A 21,237-nucleotide genomic window follows, 5' to 3' on the forward strand; every position below is an offset into this window, starting at 1 on the left:
CGACGATTGTCGTCATGACCGACCCGCTCGACGAGATCTTTGACCGACAGGGTGGCGTCGCTGCTACGGCACAGATCCTCGATCACCTGTCCCGTCGGGGTATGGAAGCGGCGATCGGCCGCGGGGCTCTCACCCGCTTGTGGCACGGCACCTATTGCCGAGGCGAAGCCGACGATGCGCTGAGGCTGCGCGCTCTCGACTTAGTTTGTCGCACAACAGTTCCCATTTGCATGAACACCGCGGCCGCGGCTTACGGCTTTGACACCGAGGAGCCCGGGGACCTCCATGTCCTGCAACCAGAGGGCTCGCGTCTTCGAAGCGCCCACGGTCTGGTGGTCCACCGGCGCGACGGTGCGCCGCTGGCAAACGTTGGCGGTAGGCCGGCGACAACGCCGGCCTGGACGGCGGTCGAGGTGGCTCGATCGTTGCGGCGCGGCCGTGCCCTGGCCACCTTGGACGCGGCCCTACGAACTAACCGATGCCGAACCTCGGAGCTGTGGGACGCGGCGGTTGGGCACGCCGGACGGCGCGGCATCGTCGCGGTGCGCGAGCTGATACCCCTGGCAGATCCGCGTGCCGAGTCGCCGATGGAAAGTGAAGCCCGACTCGTCATGCTCGACGGTGGACTACCGGCACCCGAATTGCAGTACCGGATCATCGACGGAAATGGAGATGTCAGGCGACTCGATTTCGCCTGGCCGGATGCTGGTGTGGCGGCCGAGTACGAAGGTGTGGACTGGCATAGCGGCGCCCATGAGATGCGCCGTGACCGCCGGAAACTGGCTGCTGTTCAGGACGCCGGGTGGGTGTCGGTGCCTGTTCTGTTCGAGGATGTGCGCTACCGACCCGCCGAGTTGGTGGCCCGACTGAAGCGGCATTTGCATCGCGCCGCCGCGTGAGCGACCCCAAAAGGTCACATTGTGCGGCGTGTCGTCGTACCGACACGGTCGCTCGCCGGAAAGGAGAGTCAGGTGCCCGGGCCCACGTTGCGCGCCGGCCGGGTCCGGATGTCGTGCACGTAGTCCGCCGGGGCGCCGGCGATCTCCGCGGCATCGGCCATCACGCCGAGGTAGCGCGCCGAGGGCAGTCCGCCCTCCCAGGCGTCCACGACGTAGAGCCAGGCCAGTGTCGGGTCGGTGGTGGTGTCGGAGGTGAGCCGGTCCACCCGGCAGCGGATCTTCTTGTGGAAGCCGAGCTCGGAGCCCTCCCAGCGATCCAGGTTCTCCTCGTCCTCACGGGTCACGTCGTAGAGCACGACGAACACCCGCGACAACGGATCCTCGACCAGGGTGGCCAGGGCGCCCTCCCAGCTGAGGTCCTCGCCCCCGAACGTCAACCGCCAGCCGTAGAGCCATCCGGTGCCCGCCATCGGGGAATGGGGGGCGCGCTGCAGCATTTGTTCCGGATGCATGTTTGATCCGTAAGCGGCGTAGAGCGGCACGCGCCCAACTTTAAGCGGTGCAGTGGGCAGGAGCGCAGCGACCCGGGAGATAGATGTGGTGGGCTTGGGCACAGCGGCGCGGGGGTATGTCGGCTGGGCAGTGGGACAGCGACCCACTACGTTCTAGACGTGCCCACCCGCATCGTGATCATCGGCGGCGGTCCCGCCGGATATGAGGCAGCCCTGGTTGCCGCGGCCCGCGGACCGGAGGTCGCGCAGGTGACCGTCGTCGACTCCGACGGGATCGGCGGCGCCTGCGTCCTGTTCGACTGTGTTCCGTCCAAGACGTTCATCGCCTCGACCGGGGTGCGCACCGAACTGCGCCGCGCCAACGGCCTGGGATTCGACATCGCCATCGAGGACGCCAAGATCTCGTTGGGGCAGATCCACAACCGGGTCAAGACGCTGGCCCGGTCGCAGTCCGCCGACATCGGCGCCCAGCTGCTGCGCGACGGCGTCAACGTGGTGCAGGGCCGCGGCGAACTGGTCGACGACGTGCCCGGGATGGCCCAACACCGGGTGAAGGTGACGACGTCGGCGGGCAAGGTCGGCGTGCTCAAGGCCGACGTGGTGCTCATCGCGACCGGCGCCACCCCGCGGGTGCTGCCCAGCGCGCGTCCCGACGGTGAACGCATCCTGAACTGGCGTCAGCTCTATGACCTCACCGAGCTGCCCGAGCATCTGGTGATCGTCGGGTCCGGGGTCACCGGTGCCGAGTTCTGCAGCGCCTACACCGAGCTCGGTGTGAAGGTGACGGTGGTGGCCAGCCGGGACCAGATCCTGCCGCACGAGGACTCCGACGCCGCCGCGGTGCTGGAGGAGGCGTTCGCCGAACGCGGCGTGCAGCTGGTCAAGAACGCCCGCGCCGACTCGGTGACCCGCACCGACACCGGCGTCCGGGTCTCGATGGCCGACGGCCGCACGGTCGAGGGCAGTCACGCCCTGATGACCGTCGGGTCGGTGCCCAACACCAGCGGTCTGGGCCTGGAGCGGGTCGGCATCGAACTGGGCCCGGGCAACTATCTGAACGTCGACCGGGTCTCGCGGACCTCCGCGCCGGGCATCTACGCCGCCGGCGACTGCACCGGCCTGCTGCCGCTGGCCTCGGTGGCCGCCATGCAGGGCCGCATCGCCATGTATCACGCCCTGGGCGAGGGGGTGTCGCCGATCCGGCTGCGCACCGTGGCCGCCGCGGTGTTCACCCGCCCGGAGATCGCCGCCGTCGGCGTCCCGCAGACCAAGATCGACAGCGGCGAGGTCCCCGCCCGCACCCTGATGCTGCCGCTGACCACCAATGCCAGGGCCAAGATGTCGCTGCTGCGGCGCGGCTTCGTCAAGATCTTCTGCCGCCCGGCCACCGGCGTGGTCATCGGAGGTGTGGTGGTCGCGCCGATCGCCTCCGAACTGATCCTGCCGATCGGGCTCGCGGTACAGAACAACCTCACGGTGGCCGATCTGGCGCAGACGTTGTCGGTGTACCCGTCACTGTCGGGATCTATCGTCGAGGCCGCCCGGCGCCTGATGGCCCACGACGATCTCGACTGATCACCCCGGAATCCGCACGCCGACGGCCCACATCGGCGCGGGGCGCAACGTAGGCTCGCAGGTGTGACTGACCCGATTTCAGGCAATGGTCAAGCTCATCTCGGTCCCGCCCAGCGTGCGGCGGCGTGGGAACGGCTCGGCAGCGAACAGTTCGATGTCGTGGTCATCGGCGGCGGCGTGGTCGGCGCCGGCGCGGCCTTGGATGCCGCGACCCGCGGCCTGAAGGTCGCGCTCGTGGAGGCCCGTGACTTCGCCTCCGGAACGTCGAGCCGCAGCTCGAAGATGTTCCACGGCGGCCTGCGTTACCTGGAGCAGTTGGAGTTCGGGCTGGTGCGCGAGGCCCTGCACGAGCGTGAGTTGTCGTTGACGACGCTGGCGCCGCATCTGGTCAAGCCGCTGCCATTCCTGTTCCCGCTGACCAGGCGGGTCTGGGAGCGGCCGTACATCGCCGCCGGGATCTTCCTCTACGACCAGCTCGGTGGCGCGAAATCCGTTCCGGCGCAGAAGCATCTGCTCAAGGCGGGGGCGCTGCGGCTCGCGCCCGGGCTCAAGCGCAGCTCGCTCATCGGGGGGATCCGCTACTACGACACAGTCGTCGACGATGCCCGGCACACCATGACCGTGGCACGCACGGCCGCCCACTACGGCGCGGTGGTGCGGACCTCGACGCAGGTGGTGGACCTGCTGCGGGAAGGGGACCGGGTCACCGGGGTGAAGGTGCGCGACTCGGAGAACGGCGCGGTGACCGAGGTGCGCGGGCATGTCGTGGTGAACGCCACCGGCGTGTGGACCGACGAGATCCAGGCCCTGTCCAAGGAGCGTGGCCGTTTCCGGGTGCGTGCCTCCAAGGGCGTGCACATCGTGGTGCCGCGCGACCGGGTGGTCAGTGAGGTGGCGATCATCCTGCGCACCGAGAAGTCGGTGCTGTTCGTGATCCCGTGGGGCACGCACTGGATCATCGGCACCACCGACACCGACTGGAATCTGGACCTGGCGCATCCAGCCGCGACCAAGGCGGACATCGACTACCTCCTCGGGCACGTCAACACGGTGTTGGCGACGCCGCTGACCCACGATGACATCGACGGGGTGTACGCGGGACTGCGCCCGCTGCTGGCCGGCGAGAGCGAATCCACCTCGAAGTTGTCGCGTGAGCACGCCGTCGCGGTGCCCTCGCCGGGGCTGGTCGCGATCGCGGGCGGCAAGTACACCACCTACCGGGTGATGGGTGAGGACGCCATCGACGCGGCCGCCGAGTTCGTGCCGACCCGGGTGGCGCCGTCGATCACCGAGAAGGTGCCGCTGGTGGGCGCCGACGGATACTTCGCGCTGGTGAACCAGACCGAGCACGTCGGCGCGCATTACGGTCTGCACCCCTACCGGGTGCGTCACCTGCTGGACCGCTACGGATCGCTGATCGGCGAGGTCCTGGCCATGGCCGACGGGAAACCCGAACTGCTGGAACCGATCACGGCCGCTCCGGTGTACCTGAAGGTGGAGGCCTTCTATGCGGTGGCCGCCGAAGGGGCGCTGCACCTGGAGGACGTTCTGGCCCGCCGGATGCGTATCTCGATCGAGTACCCGCACCGCGGTGTCGATTGTGCCCGCGAGGTGGCCGAAACCATTGCCCCCGTCCTGGGTTGGAGTGCCGAGGATGTCGAGCGCGAGGTGGTGACCTACCTGGCCCGGGTGGAGGCCGAGGTGCTCTCGCAGACCCAGCCCGATGACGAGTCCGCGGATGCGCTGCGGGCGGCGGCACCGGAGGCGCGCGCGGAGATCCTGGAACCGGTCCCGCTGAATTGAGGCGACCCAGGCGCGCGCCGCTGCCGGACCGGGACGGTATCGGCCCGGCGCGGGTGCGGATGCTCGGCGGCAACGTCTTGCAGGAGTTTCGGACGCGGTTCGGCGATGGCGCGAAAGTCCTTGCCGGGGAGGTCTTCTGCGCGGACGGCACGGTGGTCGATGCGTCGACCGAGCTCGCGCCCGGGACGGTCGTCTACCTTTACCGCGATCTGCCCGACGAGGTGCCCGTTCCGTTCGAGGTGCCGATCCTGTTCCGCGACAACGACATCGTCGTCGCCGACAAACCCCACTTCCTGGCGACCATGCCGCGCGGTGGTCACATCGCGCAGACCGCCCTGGTACGTCTGCGCCGCGAACTCGATCTGCCCGAGTTGAGCCCCGCGCACCGACTGGACCGGCTGACCGCAGGGGTGCTGCTGTTCACGACCCGCCGGGAAGTTCGGGGCGCCTATCAGACGTTGTTCGCCGACGGCCGGGTGCGCAAGACGTATCTGGCGCGCGCCACCGGGACGCCCACCGTCGAGCTACCCGCGGTGTTGCGGAGTCGGATCATCAAGGAACGCAGCCGGTTACAGGCCTTCGAGGAGCTCGGCGAGTCGAACGCCGAAACGTACGTCGAACCGCTCGGGATGGGTGTGTACCGGCTGACCCCGCGCACCGGCCGGACTCATCAACTCCGGGTGCACATGTGCTCCATCGGGGTGCCGATCGAGCACGACCCGCTGTATCCGCAGGTGCTCGAGGTCGCCGCCGACGATTTCAGTCGCCCGCTGCAACTGCTGGCGCACACCCTGGAGTTCGACGACCCGATCACCGGTGCGCCGCGCCGGTTCGTCAGCGCCCGGTCCCTGCAGAAGGGATGATCAGTTGCCGATGAGGGTGAACTGGGCGATGTCGCCGTACTGGAGCAGGGTGTGGGTCTTGGCCAGCGGGTTCTGGTCGAAGACGTATTCGACGTAGAGTTTCTTGATCTTGCCCGCCAGGTCGACCGGAATGTGGTCGATCACCGCGGACTCCAGACCTTCGATGTCGATCTTGAGGATGTCGATGTGACCGTGCTTCTCCACGATGTCACGCAGAACCTGCTGCGAATCCACGCTTTTCACGGTCAGCGTGTTGCCGAACGCGGCGTCGACGCCACCGTAGCGACCGGTTTCCTCCCAGCCGAACTCGACCTCGCCCGCGGACGTGCTGACGGCGACCTCCTGCAGGGCGTACCGGCCCTCGAACGGGCGCAGGTTGTCGTGCAGCCGGGAGATGTTGCGGGGCAGCGGCTCGAAGAGATAGACGAACGCATCGGGATTCCGGGACAGGAAGTACGTCGCGGAGATACCGATGTTGGACCCGAAGTCCACGATCACCCGGTCGTCGGGGCCGGCCTGGTAATCGGAGCGGCAGAAGATCTCGTTGACCGTCAGCAGGTCGTGCGCGGTGTAGAGCCGCAGCGACACCCAGCCCAGCGGGGTGCGCAGTCGCACGGTGGTGGGGTACTCGCCGGCGCCGGTGAGGTAGCGCCGGAAGATGTCCACCGGATGCTCGTAGACCTTGACCATGTTGCGTGCCGCCACGTAGTGGCGGCGTTGCAGCACCGAGCCGGCGATCTTGCCGATACTGCGGCCAGCGACCTGCATTGCACCTCCATCGTGGGCATTCGTCCGGCGGCAAGTATGCCGGATTTGTCGACGAACATGTTCCTAAGGGCCGATTTGCTCCGTAACGAAACGATCCGGCCGCCGATCAGCACGGGTTTGTCCGATGATTCCGGGACCTTTTCTGGTCTACTGACCGGCGTGGATCGCACCGGGTTTGACCGACTGTTCGACATGACCGACCGCACCGTGATCGTGACCGGCGGGACGCGGGGCATCGGCCTCGCACTGGCCGAGGGATTCGCACTGGCCGGCGCGCGGGTGGTGGTGGCCAGCCGCAAGCCCGACGCCTGCACCGCGGCGGCCGAGCATCTGCGGTCGCTCGGCGGGCAGGCACTCGGTGTGCCGACGCATATGGGGGATCCCGACGATCTCGGGGCGTTGGTGTCGGCCACGGTCGAGGAGTTCGGCGGCATCGACGTGGTGGTCAACAACGCGGCCAACGCGTTGGCTCAACCGCTGGGCCAGATGACTCCGGAGGCCTGGACGAAGTCGTATTCGGTCAATCTGCAGGGCCCGGTGTTCCTCGTGCAGCACGCGCTGCCGTATCTGAAGCAGAGTCCGTCGGCGGCGGTGCTGAACATGGTGTCGGTCGGCGCCTTCAATTTCGCGCCGTCGCTGTCCATCTACGCCTCCAGCAAGGCGGCGCTGATGTCGGTGACGCGTTCGATGGCGGCCGAACTCGCGTCCTCCGGTGTGCGGGTCAACGCGATCGCGCCCGGGCCGGTGGACACCGACATGATGCGCAACAACCCCCAGCAGGCCATCGACGCGATGACCGCCGGCACGCTGATGAAGCGACTCGCCTCTCCCGACGAGATGGTCGGGGCGGCCCTGCTGCTGTGCTCGGGCGCGGGCAGTTACATGACCGGCCAGGTCGTCATCGTCGACGGCGGCGGTACACCGCGCTAGCTCTTCTTGCGATGCGCGAAAGCTTCGGCGAAGGCCCGCATCTCGCCGCTGCTGCCGGCCAGGATCTGACTGCGGTTCTCGACGTGCAGGGCGTTCTCCAGGCTGCCCGCGTCGAGGTTGGCCCACAGCACCTGTTTGGTGGACTCCAGGCCGAATTTCCCGTAACCACACAAGGTTTCGGCTATTTCGAGGGCGTCCTGGAGTGCGGCGCCGTCCTCGGCGATCCGGGAGACCATCCCGAGGCGCAACGCCTCCTCGGCCTCGACGGTGCGGGCGGTGAGGATCAGGTCGAAGGCCGGTCCGGCCCCGATGATGCGCGGCAGGGTGTAGCTGACGCCGATGTCGCAGCCGCCGATGCCCAGCTTGATGAACTGCGTGCAGAATCGCGCCGACCGGGCGGCGACCCGGATATCGCTCGCCATGGCGAGCGCGAAACCGCCGCCGTAGGCCGGGCCGTTCACCGCGGCGATCACCGGTTGCCGCAGCCGGTGCAGTTTCACCGTCAGTTCGGCGATGCGTTCCTGGTAGCGCATCCCGGCGCGGGGCGCCTCCAGCCCGGCCGACACCGCCGGCTTGTCGGGATCGGTGAGGTCCAGGCCCGCACAGAAGCCGCGGCCGGCACCGGTGAGCACCACCACCTGGCAGTCGTTGTCGGCCTTGACGGCGTCGAGGGCGGAGTGCAGGTCCTCGACCAGTTCCGCCGACAGCGCGTTGAGCTTGTCGGGCCGGTTGAGGGTGAGGACGGCGATCTCGGGCCGGGGGCGGGTCAGCTCCAGTGGTGAGGACACATCAGGCATGGCGACACACTATGTGCTGTCGCTGTGCCATCCGCGGACTCCGATGGTGATCATCGACATCTGTTTGATCGCGGTCTGCTTGATCGCTTCCAGGGCGGCCGCGTCGGTGGCGTCCTCGGCCAATTCGGCGATCGAGATCATCGCATTGACGAACAGATTGGCCAGGATATTGAGATCCTCGCTGCTCCACTCTTTCAATCCCGGGAACCGGGCCAGGTCGATCGCGAGTTCGGAAGTGATGAGCCGGATTTCGGTGCGGATGGCGTACCGCAGGACGGTGACGCCACTGGAGCGTTCGCGGGTGATGAAACGCCAGTGCTCGCGCCGTTCGCTGATGCTGGCGATCAGGATCTCGGCCGAGGAATCGATGACGTGGTTCGGGTCGAGTTTGCCGGCCCGGGCTCCGCGCAGCATGTCGCGAAGTGACCGGAAGGACTCGTCGATGAGGACCAGGCCGAGCGCTTCCATCGACTCGAAGTGCCGGTAGAACGCGGCGGGCACGATCCCCGCCTCGCGGGTGACCTCCCGCAGGCTCAGGCCGGTGAAACTGCCCTGTTCCAACAGGTGCAGTGCGGCCGCGACGATGGCACGGCGGGTGACCTCCTTGCGCTCCTCGCGGGTCAACGTGTCGCGTGACCGTGACCTGCTGGAACGGCTGGAACGGGTCCGGGGGTTGTCACCATCCACAACCAAGGAGCGTACCGCCGGGGGGCTGTCCACCTGGAGGGCTACGCCCGGCTCAACCGTTCGCGTATTCGGCGTACGGTCGTTCACTGTGTAATGGCGATCACAACCTGGCTGTTTTCCTTGACGAGTCTTGCTTGACACGAACACAGTGTACATATGTTCACTGAAACGTTGACGCGGCGGGTGTCCCGATCCTCGCTGCTGAATCTGCTCACCGGACCGCACGGCATCGACCGCTACACCGAGCTCGTCGACCCCACCTGGACGCAGGGGCAGGCCCGTGCCCGCATCGTCGACGTCCGGCGCCAGACGCCGCGCAGCGTCACGATGACGCTGCAGCCCAACCGCGCCTTCACCGGCTTCCGGGCCGGCCAACACATCAACGTGAGCGTCGAGATCGACGGACGCCGCCGCACCCGCTGCTACTCACCGGCCAACGCCGAGGGCAGCGCGCTCCTGGAGATCACCGTCGGTCGTCACGACGGCGGACTGGTCTCGACGTACCTGTGCGACCACGCACGGCCCGGGATGGTCGTCGGTCTGGACTCGGTCGCCGGTGACTTCGTGCTGCCCGACGCCCGGCCGTCGCGCATCCTGTTCGTCTCCGGCGGCAGCGGCATCACCCCGGTGCTGTCCATGCTGCGCACCCTGCACGCCGAGGGATTCCCCGGCGAGATCGCCTTCGTGCACTATGCGCGCTCGGCCGCCGAGGCCTGCTATCGCCGGGAACTCGAGGCGATCCCCGGCGTTCGGGTGCTGCACGGATACAGCCGCGATACCGCCGGGTCCGATCTGGACGGGCGCTTCGGGCCCGCCCATCTGGGGGCGGCCATGCCCGATCCGGAGGCGGTGTTCGTGTGCGGGCCGGCGGCGCTCATCGAATCCGTGCGCGGGGCCTTCCCGCAGGCGGTCTCGGAGAGCTTCGTCCCCCCGAACTTTGCCGCACCCACCGATACCGCCGGTGGCTCGATCAGCTTCACCGCCAGCGGTATCGAGGTGGTCGATGACGGCCGGCCGCTGCTGGCCCAGGCCGAAGCCGCCGGGCTCAGCCCGGAGAGCGGATGCCGGATGGGCATCTGCCACAGCTGCACCCGCTTCAAGTCCAGCGGTGCGGTGCGCAACCTGATCACCGGGACGGTCTCCACCGCCGACTGTGAAGACATCCAGATCTGTGTCACCGCTGCGGTGGGTGACATCGCCATCGATCTCTGAGCACGACCTTCGACAACGAAAGGAAATCTCATGACTGCGCACGACATTCTCGATCGCCCCGCCGCCCCGGAGGTGCGCCCGTACTCGCTGACCCCCGAGCAGGCCGATGCCTTCGGCGCCGAACTCGACGCGATCCGCGAGCGTGTGATCGCCGACCTCGGCGAACGCGACGCCACCTACATCCGCAAGGTCATCAAGGCCCAGCGCACCCTCGAGGTCGGCGGCCGCGCCCTGCTGTTCGGTGGCGTGTTCCCGCCGTTCTGGCTGGCCGGCACCACCATGCTCGGGATCGCCAAGATCCTCGACAACATGGAGATCGGCCACAACGTGATGCACGGACAGTACGACTGGATGGGTGATCCGGCCTTGTCCGGCAAGGTTTTCGAATGGGACACCGCCTGCCCGGCCGACCAGTGGCGGCACTCGCACAACTACATGCACCACACCTACACCAACATCGTCGACATGGACCGCGACATCGGCTACGGCATCCTGCGGATGAGCGAGGACCAGAGGTGGTCGCCGTACTTCCTGGGCAACCCGGTGTATGCGTTCCTGCTGATGGTGCTCTTCCAGTACGGGGTGGCGCTGCACGAGCTGGAAACCGAACGCATCCGGGCCGGCGAGATCAGCATCGCCGACAAACGTGAAGTGCTGCGCGGCATCTGGCAGAAGACCAAGAAGCAGACGCTCAAGGACTACGTGGCATTCCCGCTGCTGGCCGGGCCGTTCGCGCCGTGGGTGTTCGCCGGCAACATGACCGCCAACCTGATGCGCAACGTGTGGTCCTACATGATCATCTTCTGCGGGCATTTCCCGGACGGCACCCAGGAGTTCTCCATCGAGGAGACCAAGAGCGAATCACGCGGCCAGTGGTACTTCCGGCAGCTGCTGGGGTCGGCAAACCTGACCGGACTGTTTTCCCGTCGCCCTGAATCGGCAAAGTGGTTTCACATCCTGTCCGGCAACCTGAGCTTCCAGATCGAGCATCACCTGTTCCCGGACATCCCGGCGCACCGGCACGCCGAGATCTCGGTCGAGGTCCGCGAAATCTGCCGGCGCTACGGGCTGCCGTACAACAGCGGGCCGCTGCACACGCAGTTCGGCAGCGTGGTCCGCAAGATCGTGCGGCTCGCCCTGCCGGACCGCACCCCGGCGCCTCGGCGCACCGATGACGCCGCTCAGGCCGCCTGACAACTGGGGCACCAGTACCTGATCCGGTCGCCGCTGTCGTCGCGCTCGATGAGCGTGCCGCAGCGGCGACACGGCTCTCCGGCCCGGCCGTACACCCAGAACTGCTGCCCGCGCCGGGTGTTGCCGGTGATGATGCGGTTGGGTCGGTTGCGGTTGAGCCACAGCATGTCCCGCGCCCGCTGCACCATGCGCAGCGGATCGGCCAGCGTGCCGACGGCCGCGTCGGGGGCCCGGCCCAGCACGAAGCACAGTTCGTTGGCGTAGACGTTGCCGACGCCGGCCATCACCCGCTGATCCAGCAGTGCATCGGCCAGTTCGCGGTCCGGGTCGGCGATCAGGTTGGCCTTGGCGAGCTGCGGATCCCAGTCCGGGCCGAGCAGATCGGGCCCCAGGTGGGCCACCACCTCCTGATCGAGGCGACGTTCCAGCACCTCCAGGATTCCGAGATCGACGCCGTACGCCACACTGTCCGCGGTGCCCAGTGCGATCCGGATCCGGTGCGGGGCACCCCGGAACGAACCGATCACCCAACTGCCGTCCATTTTGAGGTGCGAGTGGATGCTGGCCTCACCGACCCGGATGAACAGGTGCTTGCCGCGGCTGAGGACCTCGTCGACGACCTGCCCACGCAGATCCACCGTGGCATAGCGGGGGACCCGGATGTCACAGCGGGTCAGGGTCTTCCCGGCCAAGGCCTCGCGCAGTTTGGTGGCGGCGCGGAATACGGTGTCACCTTCGGGCATACGGCGTCAGCGTAATCTGAGGCCGCGCGGGGTGCGGGCGAACCCCGCACTCACCAGGGCCCCCACCACCTCGGCATGCTCTTCGCCGGCACCGGGATCGAGCACCGAGACCCCGTTGATGCGCTCCACCAGCAGCGAGGGCACCCGCCCGGTGCCGACCAGATTGGCCAACGCCGCCGCGGCGGCACCGTGAGCCTCGGGTTCGGCGCCGAAGTGCAGCAGCGACTTTCCGCCGCGCTCCAGGAACCACACCAGCTGACCGTCGACCAGCACGACCAACGCCCCGGCCTTACGTCCGGGCCGGTGGGTCACCTCGCCGGCGCCGGGCCACGGTAACGCCATCCCGTACGGATTGGCCGGATCGGTGGCGGCCAGCACCACGGCGTGCAGTTGCGGGCGTTGCGGGTCCACGCCGTCGAGGTAGGAGCGCAGTCGGTCGACGGTGGAGGCGGCGGCGAACTGGGCACCGCCGAGGGACTCCACGAAGTAACCGCGTTGGCAGCGGCCGGCGTCCTCGAACGCGGTGAGCATCTTGTAGAGCATGGCGAATCCACCGGGAACTCCGTCGGCGGCACCGCGGGTGAGCACCCCGTAGCGGTTCAGCAGCAGCTCGGCCTGAAAGTGTGCGCGCACCGTGGAGTCCGTGGTGGCGGCCGGCAGCGCCGACCACCGGCCGGCCACGGTGGGGTCGGTTCGCGGTTGCGCGCTGGTCAGGCTGTATCGGCTCAACCGGGGCGGGCGTTGCCGCTGCCGGTGTGCCGGGGCGCCGGTGCGGCGGGGGCCGTGCAACAGCGCACGCACCGGAGCGAACGTGTCACCGGTGACCCATCCGGCCCAGATGAGTTCCCAGAGCGCCGATTTCAGTGATTCGCTCGCCGATCCATCGGCGAGCTGGCGGAAGAAGTACGCGCCGCCGTGACCGAGTGACTCCAGGATGGCTCGGTGCTCGTCGGTGAAGTCGATCTCCGCCGGCGGCGCCAGCGTCAGCGACGCGGAGTCGCTGGGGTGAAAGGCGATCCACCCGTCGCTGCCGCCGATCTGGCCGGCGCCGGACCAGGTGACCTCACCGGAGGCCAGCAGTTCGTCGAGCATCGCGGGCTGATAGTCGGCCACCCGTTGACCGAATATCAGGGACTCCACCGCCGAGGCGGGCATGGCGTGACCGGCGAGCTGTTCGATCACCGTGGCAAGCCCGTCCACCCCGCGGTTGTGTGTGGAGCCGACATGCTGCCAGGCGGGCAGGAAGCGGCCGTAGGCCGCCGTGCTGACCGGCTCCACCGCGGCCCGCAGCGCGGCCAGTGAGCGGCGGCGCAGGATCTTGAGGACGGTGGCGTCGCACCACTGATCCGAAGATCCGGAGACCGTCTCGGTGAACTCCCCGCGGATCAGCCGGCCGTCACCGGCCAGCCGGGCCAGTACATCGGCGGTCACCCGGACACCCAGCCCGAAACGGGCGGCGGCCTGCTCGGTGCTGAACGGCCCGTGCGTGCGCGCGTAGCGGCCCAGCAGGTCACCGAGCGGGTCGGTCACCGACTCGGTGAGGCTGGCGGGCACCCACACCGGTACCGCGACCCCGACACCGTCGCGCAGCAGCGCCACATCCTCGACGGTCACCCACCAGGTTTCCCCGGCGAACGACACCGTCAGGGCGCGGCGGTCGGCCCGCAGCCCCTCCAGCCAGCCACCGATGTCGGCGCCCGCGCTGCGCTCGGAGATCTCCGCTTCGGTCAGCGGGCCGAGCAGCCGCAGCAGATCCGCCACGCCCTCGGCATCGCGGGCGGCACGGTCGGGGTCCAGGTGCTGCAACTGCCGGCTGGTGGCCTCGACGACGTCCGGGTCGAGCAGGTCGCGCAGTTCCACCCGGCCCAGCAGTTCGGCGAGCAGCACGGTGTCCAGGGACAGTGCCGCGGCACGGCGTTCGGCCAGCGGGCTGTCACCCTCGTACATGAACGCGCCGACGTAGCCGAACAGCGCCGACGCCGCGAACGGGGACGGGGTGGCCGTCTCGACTTCGAGCAGGCGGATCTTGCGTTGGGCGATCTGCTGCATCAGACCGGTGAGGGCGGGCACGTCGTACACGTCCTGCAGGCATTCCCGCACCGTCTCCAGCACGATCGGGAAGTCCGGGTACTTGCGGGCCACATCGAGCAACTGCGCGGCCCGCTGCCGCTGGTGCCACAGCGGTGAACGCTTGCCGGGGTGCCGCCGTGGCAGCAGCAGCGCCCGGGCCGCACACTCCCGGAACCGCGACGCGAACAGCGCCGAGCCGCCGACCTCGGCGGTGACGATGGGCTCCAGCTCGTCGGCGTCGAACACGAAAAGGTCTGCGCCCGGCGGATCCTCAGCGCCGTCGGGCAGGCGCAGGATGATGCCGTCGTCGGACGCGGTGGGTTTCTCGTCGATGCCGTACCGCTCCAGCAGCCGGCGCCCGACGGCCAGTGCCAGCGGGCCGTGCACCCGCAGGCCGTAGGGCGAGTGCAGGATCACCCGCCAATCACCCAGCTCGTCGTGGAATCGTTCGACCACCAGGGTGGTGTCGCTGGGTACCGCGCCGGTGGACTGGCGCTGCTCGTCGAGCAGCTGCCACAGGTTGTCGGTGGCGAAGTCGTCGAATCCGGTTTCGCGGCAACGCTTCCGGAACTCCTCGGCGCCCAGGCCGGCGAGTTCACCGGTGAACGCACCCACCGCGGCACCCAGTTCGGCGGGCCGGCCCACGCTGTCTCCGCGCCAGAACGGCAGTCGGGCGGGAAGCCCGGGAGCGGGCACCACCAGCACCCGGTCGTGGGTGATCTCGGTGATCCGCCAACTGGTCGCGCCCAGCGAGATCACATCCCCGGGCCGGGATTCGTAGACCATCTCCTCGTCCAGCTCGCCGACCCGGGAGGGCTTGTCGTTCTCGGTGGCCAGATAGACGGTGAACAGGCCACGATCCGGGATGGCGCCACCGGAGGTGACGGCCAGCCGCTGCGCGCCGGGCCGCGCGGTCAGGGTGCGGGCATCGCGGTCATAGACCAGCCGGGGCCGCAGCTCGGCGAACTCGGTGGACGGATACTTGCCGGACAACAGATCCAGCGTCGCCTCGAAGGCGCTGCGCGGCAACGTCGCGAACGGGGCGCTGCGCCGTACCGTGTCGAACCAGGTGTCCGCGTCCAGCGGTTCCAGCGCCGCGGCGGCCACCGTGTGCTGGGCGAGCACATCGAGCGGATTGGCCGGCACCCGCATGGTCTCGATCTGGCCGGCCCGCATCCGCTGCACCGTCACCGCGCAGTCGATCAGATCGGTGCGGTGTTTGGGGAAGAGCACCCCCTGGGAGATCTCACCCACCTGATGGCCGGCCCGGCCGACCCGCTGCAGCCCGCTGGCCACCGACGGTGGTGCCGACACCTGGATCACCAGGTCCACCGCGCCCATGTCGATGCCGAGTTCCAGGCTGGAGGTGGCCACCACGGCCTTGAGTCGCCCGCTCTTCAGATCGTCCTCGACGAGCGCGCGCTGTTCCTTGCTCACCGAACCGTGATGGGCCTTGGCCAGCAGCGGTGGCGCCCCGAAACTCTGTCCGCTGGCCATCACATGGGCCGGTGCGCCGCCGGCCACCTTGGTGTTGTGCCCGGTGGGCAGTTCGACACCGGTGCGTTCGGCGTGGATCTCGTTGAGCCGGGAGGTGAGCCGTTCGGCGAGGCGCCGGGAGTTGGTGAACACGATGGACGACCGGTGCGCCTCGATCAGGTCGACGATGCGTTCCTCGACATCGGGCCAGATGGAGCCCTCGGCCACGTTGGTCATGTCCGGCACCGGGACCTGCACCTGCAGTTCGAACGTCTTGTCCGCCGGTGGGGCGACGATCCTGGCGGGCCGCTCGGTGCCGGTGAGGAAGCGGGCCACCTCCTCGGCGGGCCGGACCGTCGCGGACAGCCCGATCCGCTGGGCCGGCCGAGCCAGCAGGGCATCCAACCGCTCCAGTGAAACCGCAAGGTGCGCACCGCGTTTGGTGGCCGCGACGGCATGCACCTCGTCGACGATGACGGTGCGGACATCGGCGAGGGTGTCCCGGGCCGACGAGGTCAGCATCAGGAACAGCGATTCCGGGGTGGTGATCAGGATGTCCGGTGGCCGGCTGATCAGATCACGACGCTGCTTGGGGGTGGTGTCCCCGGACCGCACACCCACGGTGATCTGCGGTGCGGGCAGGCCCAGCCGTTCGGCCACCCGGGTGAGGCCGGTCAGCGGGGTGCGCAGGTTGCGTTCGACGTCGACGGCCAGCGCCTTGAGCGGCGAGATGTAGAGCACCCGGGTACCGGCGCCCGGGTCGGACGGGGACCGGGCCAGGTCGTCGATCGCCCACAGGAACGCGGCCAGCGTCTTGCCCGAGCCGGTGGGGGCGATGACCAGGGTGTTCTCCCCGTCGGCGATGGTGTCCCACGCCTGCGCCTGGGCTGCGGTGGGCGCCGGGAAGGTGCCGGCGAACCACTCGCGCGTCAGCGGACTGAAGCGTGAGAGCGGGTCGGTGTCGGCGGGCACGCCTCCATGGTGCCCGCCGGCGCCGACAGATCCGGACCGGCATTGCGAAAAGCCTGCTAGACGTGCTGACCGCAGGTCTATGCTCGGGGCAATCCTGCCCGGCAGGTACCCACTCAGCACCATGAGTGAAGGGGTCCCACGATGCGACTGTTCACGACGCTCGCCATACCGGTGCTGATCGCAGCGGGGCTCTCGGTCGCACCCACCCCGATCGCGGGCGCGGACTGCACCAGCGCCGGCGGAACCACCATCTGCTCGCAGGGCGATGTCCGCGGCGCCAATACCGGCAGCGGGCCGAGCGGGTCCGCGGGGCCGTACGCCCCCTATCCGTGCGACTACGACGACTGGTACCTGTGTGACAACGACTGGGGCTGGGATGTCAATCTCGACGTCGACGCCAATCCCGGTCGGCCCGGCGGGCCGGGCGGGCCCGGCGGGCCGGACATCGGTCGGCCCGGCGGCCCCGGCGGACCGAATATCGGCGGTGGCCGGGGCGGTGGCGGCCGAGGCGGCGGTGGCCGTCGGTGAGCGAACAGAAATCGATCGAGGAGAACGACATGCTGTGGAATCCCATCTCGGTGCGACGGGTCATCGGGGTCGCGCTGGGCGCGCTGGCCGTCGCGATCGGGACGGCGACGTCGGCCTCGGCGGAGCCGCCGCCACCCCGGCCGCCGAACTGCACCGCGGCCGATCTGTCCGGCATCATCGCCGGGGTCACCGCGGCGACGTCGGCCTATCTGTTCACCCACCCGCCGGTGAACGACTTCTTCACCTCGCTCGGCGGAAAGTCGCAGGAGGAGCGCCGCACCGAGCTGGAGGCCTATATGACCGCCAATCCGCAAGTGCGCGACGAGCTTCGGGGGATACGGCAGCCCACCCGGGATTTCCGTAACCGCTGCGGTTAACGGCGCTCCGGCGCCACGGCGGCGACCAGCTTCGCAGGGATGTCCGGTACCCGCCCGAGCGCGTCGAGCAGGTTGTGCGCGCAGGTGTCGGCGACGAACCCCGCGTCCATGGTGGGGTCGAGCACCCGCTGGCGGCACAGCTCGAAGGTGAACGCCAGCCAGCCGTACACGACGGCGCGCAGGTTGCGCGCCGTGATCTCGTCCAGCGGTGCGCCGGCGACGGCCCACACGTGGCCGATGATGCGGTCGGCCTGTTTGTCGTTGGCCTGGCCATCCTCATCGTCGAGACCCCGCAACACCGGGTCGGCCCGCCCGATGCCCATGTAGGCGGCCCAGGCGCCGTGCGGGTGCTGCTCGTCGTAGCGCAGATAAGCCAGCACGCCCTCGCGCACCTGACCGAACAGGGTGTGGTCCGGGTCCAGCGGGGCATTGGTGGCCTCGAACAGCCGCTCGCCCTCGGCCCGCACCACCGCCGCGAAGAACGCCCGCTTATCCGGGAAGTAGTGATACATCAGTGCCCGGGACACCCCGGCGCGTTCGGCGATCTCGTCGATGCGGACCTCGTCGTAGGGGCGCTGCCCGAAGACCTCGGCACCCAGGATCAACAGCTCGCTGCGTCGGTCGCCGGGGGAGAGGCGCCGCCGGGGTTCGCCCACACCGGCATGCTACTGCGCACGTGTGCAACGGCGCAGGAGGGCGCCCGGTCCACCCGTCGACCATTCGCTCCGGGAGCTGATCGGCCGTGGAACGAAACGCGACGATTCAGCCCCGCAACGTCCGCTGATACCGGCGCATCCCGGCGATCCAGCGGTCGTGGTCGGCGGCCTTGCCGGCGAACATGTCCCCGACGCCCGGGTGCGGCAGCACCATGAAGCGGTCCTCGCGCACCGCCTCGACGGTCAACTCGGCGACCCGTTGCGCGCTGAGCACCTCACCGGCGGTGGTGATCGAGTCGGCGGCCACCCTCGCGACCGGATCGGCGGAGTCGCGGATATCGCTGAGCAGCGGGGTGTCCACGCCCATCGGGCACACACATGTCACGCCGATTCCCTTGTCGCCGTAGCTGATCGCCAGCCATTCGGCGAAACCGACCGCGGCGTGCTTGCTCACCGCATAACCCGCCGCACCGACCTGCGTGAGCAGGCCCGCCGCCGAAGCCACGCTGACGAAGTGGCCACTGCCGCGCTGTTGCCAGCCCGGCAGCAGCGCGTCGGCCGCCCGGATGTGTGCCCGCAGGTTCACCTCGAGCACCCGGTCCCAGTCACCCTCGGACCCCAACCCGGGCGCACCGATGACCCCCGCGTTGGCGACGTAGATGTCGACCGGGCCGAACGCATCCCGCGCCGCATCCAGCATGGTGACGATCCCGGCGGCCGAGGCGGCGTCCGCGCCGACCCCGACGGCACGCGCCCCGAGACCGGACGCGGTCTGTGCGGCCGCGTCGGCGTCGAGATCCCCGGCCACCACCGAGGCCCCTACGGCCACCAGTACCTGCGTCAGGGCCCGCCCGATACCCGAACCCGCGCCGGTGACCACGGCCACCCGGCCTTCGATATCCATGCTGACGTGTCTACCGCACCGGTCCCGATCACTCCGGCACCCGGTCGCGCAACTCCCGTTTGAGGACCTTGCCGTAACTGTTCTTCGGCAGTTCGTCGACATAGATGTAGCGCTTGGGCCGTTTGAAACGGGCGATCCGCTCCAGCAGGTGCGCGTCGAGGTCGGCCTCGGTGGCGGTGCCGACGATGAACGCGACGACCACCTCGCCCCACTCCTGGTCGGGGGCGCCGACCACACAGGCCTCCTCGACACCCGCGTGTTCGACGAGCACCTCCTCCACCTCGCGCGGGTAGATGTTGCTGCCGCCGCTGATCACCACGTCCTTGCTGCGGTCCCGCAGCGTCAGGTAACCGTGTGCGTCGAACGATCCCATGTCCCCGGTGTGCAACCAACCGCCGGCCAGGGTGGCCTCCGTCGCTGCGGGGTTGTTCCAGTACCCGGACATCACGACGTCACCGCGGCAGACGATCTCGCCGATCTCGCCCACCCCGGCGGGGTTCCCGTCGGCGTCGAGCACCGCGACCTCCACACCGGAACGCGCATAGCCGACCGAGCCGAGCACCGCGTCATCGGCGTCCAGATGGTCCCGCCGGCGCAGGCCCGTGATGGTCATCGGGGCCTCGCCCTGCCCGTAGAGCTGGACGAAGATCGGCCCGAACGCGGCCATCGCCTTCTTCAGGCTGTCGACGTACATCGGTCCGCCGCCGTACACCACGGTGGTGAGGTTCTGCGGTCGCGGCCGGCCGGTGGCGACCAGGCGGGCCACCATGGTGGGGGCCAGGAAGCCGCTGGTGCGGGGATGATGGTCGCACAGATCGAGGAACTCCTCGGGATCGAACCCGGACGAGGTGGGGATGACCTGCCGGGCCCCGCGCAGGACGTAGGGGGCGATGTAGAGACCGGAACCGTGCGACATCGGCGCGCCGTGCACGAGGCTGGAATTCTCGTCCGGCGAATCGAAATCGGCGAGGTGCGACACCGTCATCGCCATCAGGTTGCGGTGCGAGAGCATCGCGCCCTTGGACTTACCGGTGGTGCCGCTGGTGTAGAACAACCAGGCCAGCGCGCCGGGGTCGGTGTCGGCCGGCCGCGTAGCGGCGCTGGACAACCGGGTCACGTACTCGGGGGAATCGATGACCTCGACGGGCACATCGGTGGCGTCGGTGAGCGCAGGCGCGATCTTCGGTGACGCGAACACCACTGCGGCACCGGAATCTTCGAGGATCTGCGCCATCTCACGCGGATGCAGCTTGAAATTGATGGGTACGACGGCACATCCGGCGGCCCACACCGCGAACATCAACTCGATGATCTCGGGCCGGTTCTCGCTGGCGATGGCGATCCGGGCGCCGGTATCGCGGTCATCGGAGAGTGAGGTGGCCAGCCGCAGCGTACGATCCCGTAGTTCACCGAAGGTGTGCAGCTGCTCGGTGCCGCGGAAGACCGCGCCGCGATCACCGAACCGTGTTGCGGCCTGGTCGAGTACCGCGAACAGGTTCACTTGGCGACCCACTCCGAGCTGAGTGCGAAGTCGGACAGGTACTTCGTCGAACTCCAGCCGCCGTCGACGACGATGGTCTGGCCGTTGATGAAAGCGCCACCCGGAGAGCACAGGAACGCCACGGTGCTGGCGATGTCGTCGACCGTGCCGAGCCGGGTGTGCGGCGTCATCTCGGTGTTGATCTTGCGGAAGCGTTCGTCCTCCAGGCGGGTGGCCACCATCGGGGTCAAGGTGACGCCCGGGGCGACCGCATTGCACCGGATCCCTTCGGCGCCGTACTGGCAGGCGATATGGCCGGTAAGCGCGGTGAGACCACCCTTGGCCGCCGAATAGGCGCCGCCGCGCATGCCGCCCACCACCGCGAAGGTCGATGTCACGTTGATGATCGCCGAACCGGGACCCATGTGCGGCAGCACATCTCGGGCCAGCCGGAACGGGGCCCGCAGCATCAGGCCCAGAAAGTAGTCCAGCGATTCGTCGTCGGTCTCGTGCAGTGGTTTGGGGCTGCCGACCCCGGCGTTGTTGATCAGGAAATCGACGTGGCCCCACCGGGAGACCGCCGCGTCGACGATCTGGGACGGAGCGTCGTCGGCGGTGAGATCCACGGCGAGCGTGGCGATCCGGTCCGGATCGCCGATGGCCTGCTCGAGTTCGGTGAGCCGGTCGCGGTCCCGGCCCGCACCCAGCACCGCCATGCCGGCCTCGGCGAGTTTGACGGCGCAACCGAAGCCGATACCGCTGCTGGCCCCGGTCACGATCGCTACCTGCAT

The 21,237-nt window shown here is 68.8% G+C and carries 19 protein-coding genes; 9 read left to right on the top strand and 10 right to left on the bottom strand.

All coding sequences use genetic code 11. The features are described 5' to 3' along the window. The first annotated feature begins 14 nt into the window (after positions 1-14). Positions 15-899 (top strand): type IV toxin-antitoxin system AbiEi family antitoxin, encoded by an 885-nt coding sequence (locus K0O62_RS07500; RefSeq protein ID WP_073859585.1) that lies wholly within the window; start codon positions 15-17, stop codon positions 897-899. 68 nt (positions 900-967) lie between these two features. Here K0O62_RS07500 and K0O62_RS07505 read toward each other — a convergent pair whose 3' ends face one another. Further along, complete coding sequence (locus K0O62_RS07505) at positions 968-1,441, bottom strand: gamma-glutamylcyclotransferase family protein (RefSeq protein WP_073859586.1); 474 nt, start codon at positions 1,439-1,441, stop codon at positions 968-970. A gap of 129 nt (positions 1,442-1,570) precedes the next feature. On the opposite strand from K0O62_RS07505, the gene K0O62_RS07510 reads away from it, so the two are divergent. From K0O62_RS07510 to K0O62_RS07520, 3 genes are all read left to right on the top strand, one after another. Then, positions 1,571-2,986: an NAD(P)H-quinone dehydrogenase gene (locus K0O62_RS07510; RefSeq protein WP_073859587.1), complete on the top strand. Its 1,416-nt coding sequence runs from the start codon at positions 1,571-1,573 to the stop codon at positions 2,984-2,986. A gap of 63 nt (positions 2,987-3,049) precedes the next feature. After that, positions 3,050-4,789 carry a glycerol-3-phosphate dehydrogenase/oxidase gene (locus K0O62_RS07515; protein WP_073859588.1) on the top strand — a complete coding sequence of 580 codons (1,740 nt, stop codon included), beginning with the start codon at positions 3,050-3,052 and terminating at the stop codon, positions 4,787-4,789. Next, complete coding sequence (locus tag K0O62_RS07520; protein WP_073859589.1) at positions 4,786-5,652, top strand: pseudouridine synthase; 867 nt, start codon at positions 4,786-4,788, stop codon at positions 5,650-5,652. The genes K0O62_RS07515 and K0O62_RS07520 overlap by 4 nt, the downstream gene beginning before the upstream one ends. On the opposite strand, the gene K0O62_RS07525 is transcribed toward K0O62_RS07520, so the two are convergent. Further along, entirely contained in the window at positions 5,653-6,420 is a 768-nt protein-coding gene (locus K0O62_RS07525; protein WP_073859590.1) for an FkbM family methyltransferase, read from the bottom strand. A gap of 159 nt (positions 6,421-6,579) precedes the next feature. Between K0O62_RS07525 and K0O62_RS07530 the strand changes: the two genes are divergently transcribed. Next, the gene (locus tag K0O62_RS07530) at positions 6,580-7,350 is read left to right on the top strand and encodes an SDR family NAD(P)-dependent oxidoreductase (RefSeq protein ID WP_073859591.1); all 771 of its coding nucleotides are present in this window, start codon (positions 6,580-6,582) and stop codon (positions 7,348-7,350) included. On the opposite strand, the gene K0O62_RS07535 is transcribed toward K0O62_RS07530, so the two are convergent. Together K0O62_RS07535 and K0O62_RS07540 are read right to left on the bottom strand one after the other, a co-directional pair. Next, positions 7,347-8,147, bottom strand: coding sequence for an enoyl-CoA hydratase/isomerase family protein (locus K0O62_RS07535; RefSeq protein ID WP_097934172.1), 801 nt, complete (start codon positions 8,145-8,147; stop codon positions 7,347-7,349). The genes K0O62_RS07530 and K0O62_RS07535 overlap by 4 nt on opposite strands. 9 nt (positions 8,148-8,156) lie before the next feature. Continuing rightward, positions 8,157-8,921, bottom strand: coding sequence for a TetR family transcriptional regulator (locus K0O62_RS07540; RefSeq protein WP_372512862.1), 765 nt, complete (start codon positions 8,919-8,921; stop codon positions 8,157-8,159). A gap of 69 nt (positions 8,922-8,990) precedes the next feature. On the opposite strand from K0O62_RS07540, the gene K0O62_RS07545 reads away from it, so the two are divergent. Both K0O62_RS07545 and K0O62_RS07550 read left to right on the top strand, forming a co-directional pair. After that, positions 8,991-10,046, top strand: a complete 1,056-nt coding sequence (locus tag K0O62_RS07545; protein ID WP_073859594.1) for a ferredoxin reductase — start codon at positions 8,991-8,993, stop codon at positions 10,044-10,046. Positions 10,047-10,076: 30 nt separating this feature from the next. Continuing rightward, a complete protein-coding gene (locus tag K0O62_RS07550; protein ID WP_073859595.1) occupies positions 10,077-11,240 on the top strand; it encodes a fatty acid desaturase family protein in 1,164 nt (387 codons plus the stop codon). Here K0O62_RS07550 and nei2 read toward each other — a convergent pair. Both nei2 and K0O62_RS07560 read right to left on the bottom strand, forming a co-directional pair. Continuing rightward, a complete protein-coding gene (gene nei2 / locus K0O62_RS07555; RefSeq protein ID WP_073859596.1) occupies positions 11,228-11,983 on the bottom strand; it encodes an endonuclease VIII Nei2 in 756 nt (251 codons plus the stop codon). The two genes, K0O62_RS07550 and nei2, sit on opposite strands and share 13 nt — an antisense overlap. A 6-nt stretch (positions 11,984-11,989) precedes the next feature. Beyond that, a complete protein-coding gene (locus K0O62_RS07560; RefSeq protein ID WP_073859597.1) occupies positions 11,990-16,501 on the bottom strand; it encodes an ATP-dependent helicase in 4,512 nt (1,503 codons plus the stop codon). A 141-nt stretch (positions 16,502-16,642) separates the two neighbouring features. On the opposite strand from K0O62_RS07560, the gene K0O62_RS07565 reads away from it, so the two are divergent. Further along, positions 16,643-17,029 carry a hypothetical protein gene (locus K0O62_RS07565; protein WP_097934174.1) on the top strand — a complete coding sequence of 129 codons (387 nt, stop codon included), beginning with the start codon at positions 16,643-16,645 and terminating at the stop codon, positions 17,027-17,029. A 29-nt stretch (positions 17,030-17,058) separates the two neighbouring features. Next, positions 17,059-17,406, top strand: a complete 348-nt coding sequence (locus tag K0O62_RS07570; RefSeq protein WP_073859612.1) for a heme-binding protein — start codon at positions 17,059-17,061, stop codon at positions 17,404-17,406. On the opposite strand, the gene K0O62_RS07575 is transcribed toward K0O62_RS07570, so the two are convergent. From K0O62_RS07575 to K0O62_RS07590, 4 genes are all read right to left on the bottom strand, one after another. After that, a complete protein-coding gene (locus K0O62_RS07575) occupies positions 17,403-18,062 on the bottom strand; it encodes a TetR/AcrR family transcriptional regulator (protein ID WP_073859598.1) in 660 nt (219 codons plus the stop codon). The genes K0O62_RS07570 and K0O62_RS07575 overlap by 4 nt on opposite strands. Positions 18,063-18,168: 106 nt before the next feature. Then, entirely contained in the window at positions 18,169-18,966 is a 798-nt protein-coding gene (locus K0O62_RS07580; RefSeq protein WP_073859599.1) for an SDR family oxidoreductase, read from the bottom strand. Positions 18,967-18,994: 28 nt separating this feature from the next. Beyond that, positions 18,995-20,467 (bottom strand): acyl-CoA synthetase, encoded by a 1,473-nt coding sequence (locus tag K0O62_RS07585; RefSeq protein WP_073859600.1) that lies wholly within the window; start codon positions 20,465-20,467, stop codon positions 18,995-18,997. Beyond that, on the bottom strand, positions 20,464-21,237 hold the full coding sequence (locus K0O62_RS07590; protein ID WP_073859601.1) for an SDR family NAD(P)-dependent oxidoreductase: 774 nt from the start codon (positions 21,235-21,237) through the stop codon (positions 20,464-20,466). The genes K0O62_RS07585 and K0O62_RS07590 overlap by 4 nt, the downstream gene beginning before the upstream one ends.

It is taken from the genome of Mycolicibacterium diernhoferi (assembly GCF_019456655.1).
Lineage (GTDB): Bacteria > Actinomycetota > Actinomycetes > Mycobacteriales > Mycobacteriaceae > Mycobacterium > Mycobacterium diernhoferi.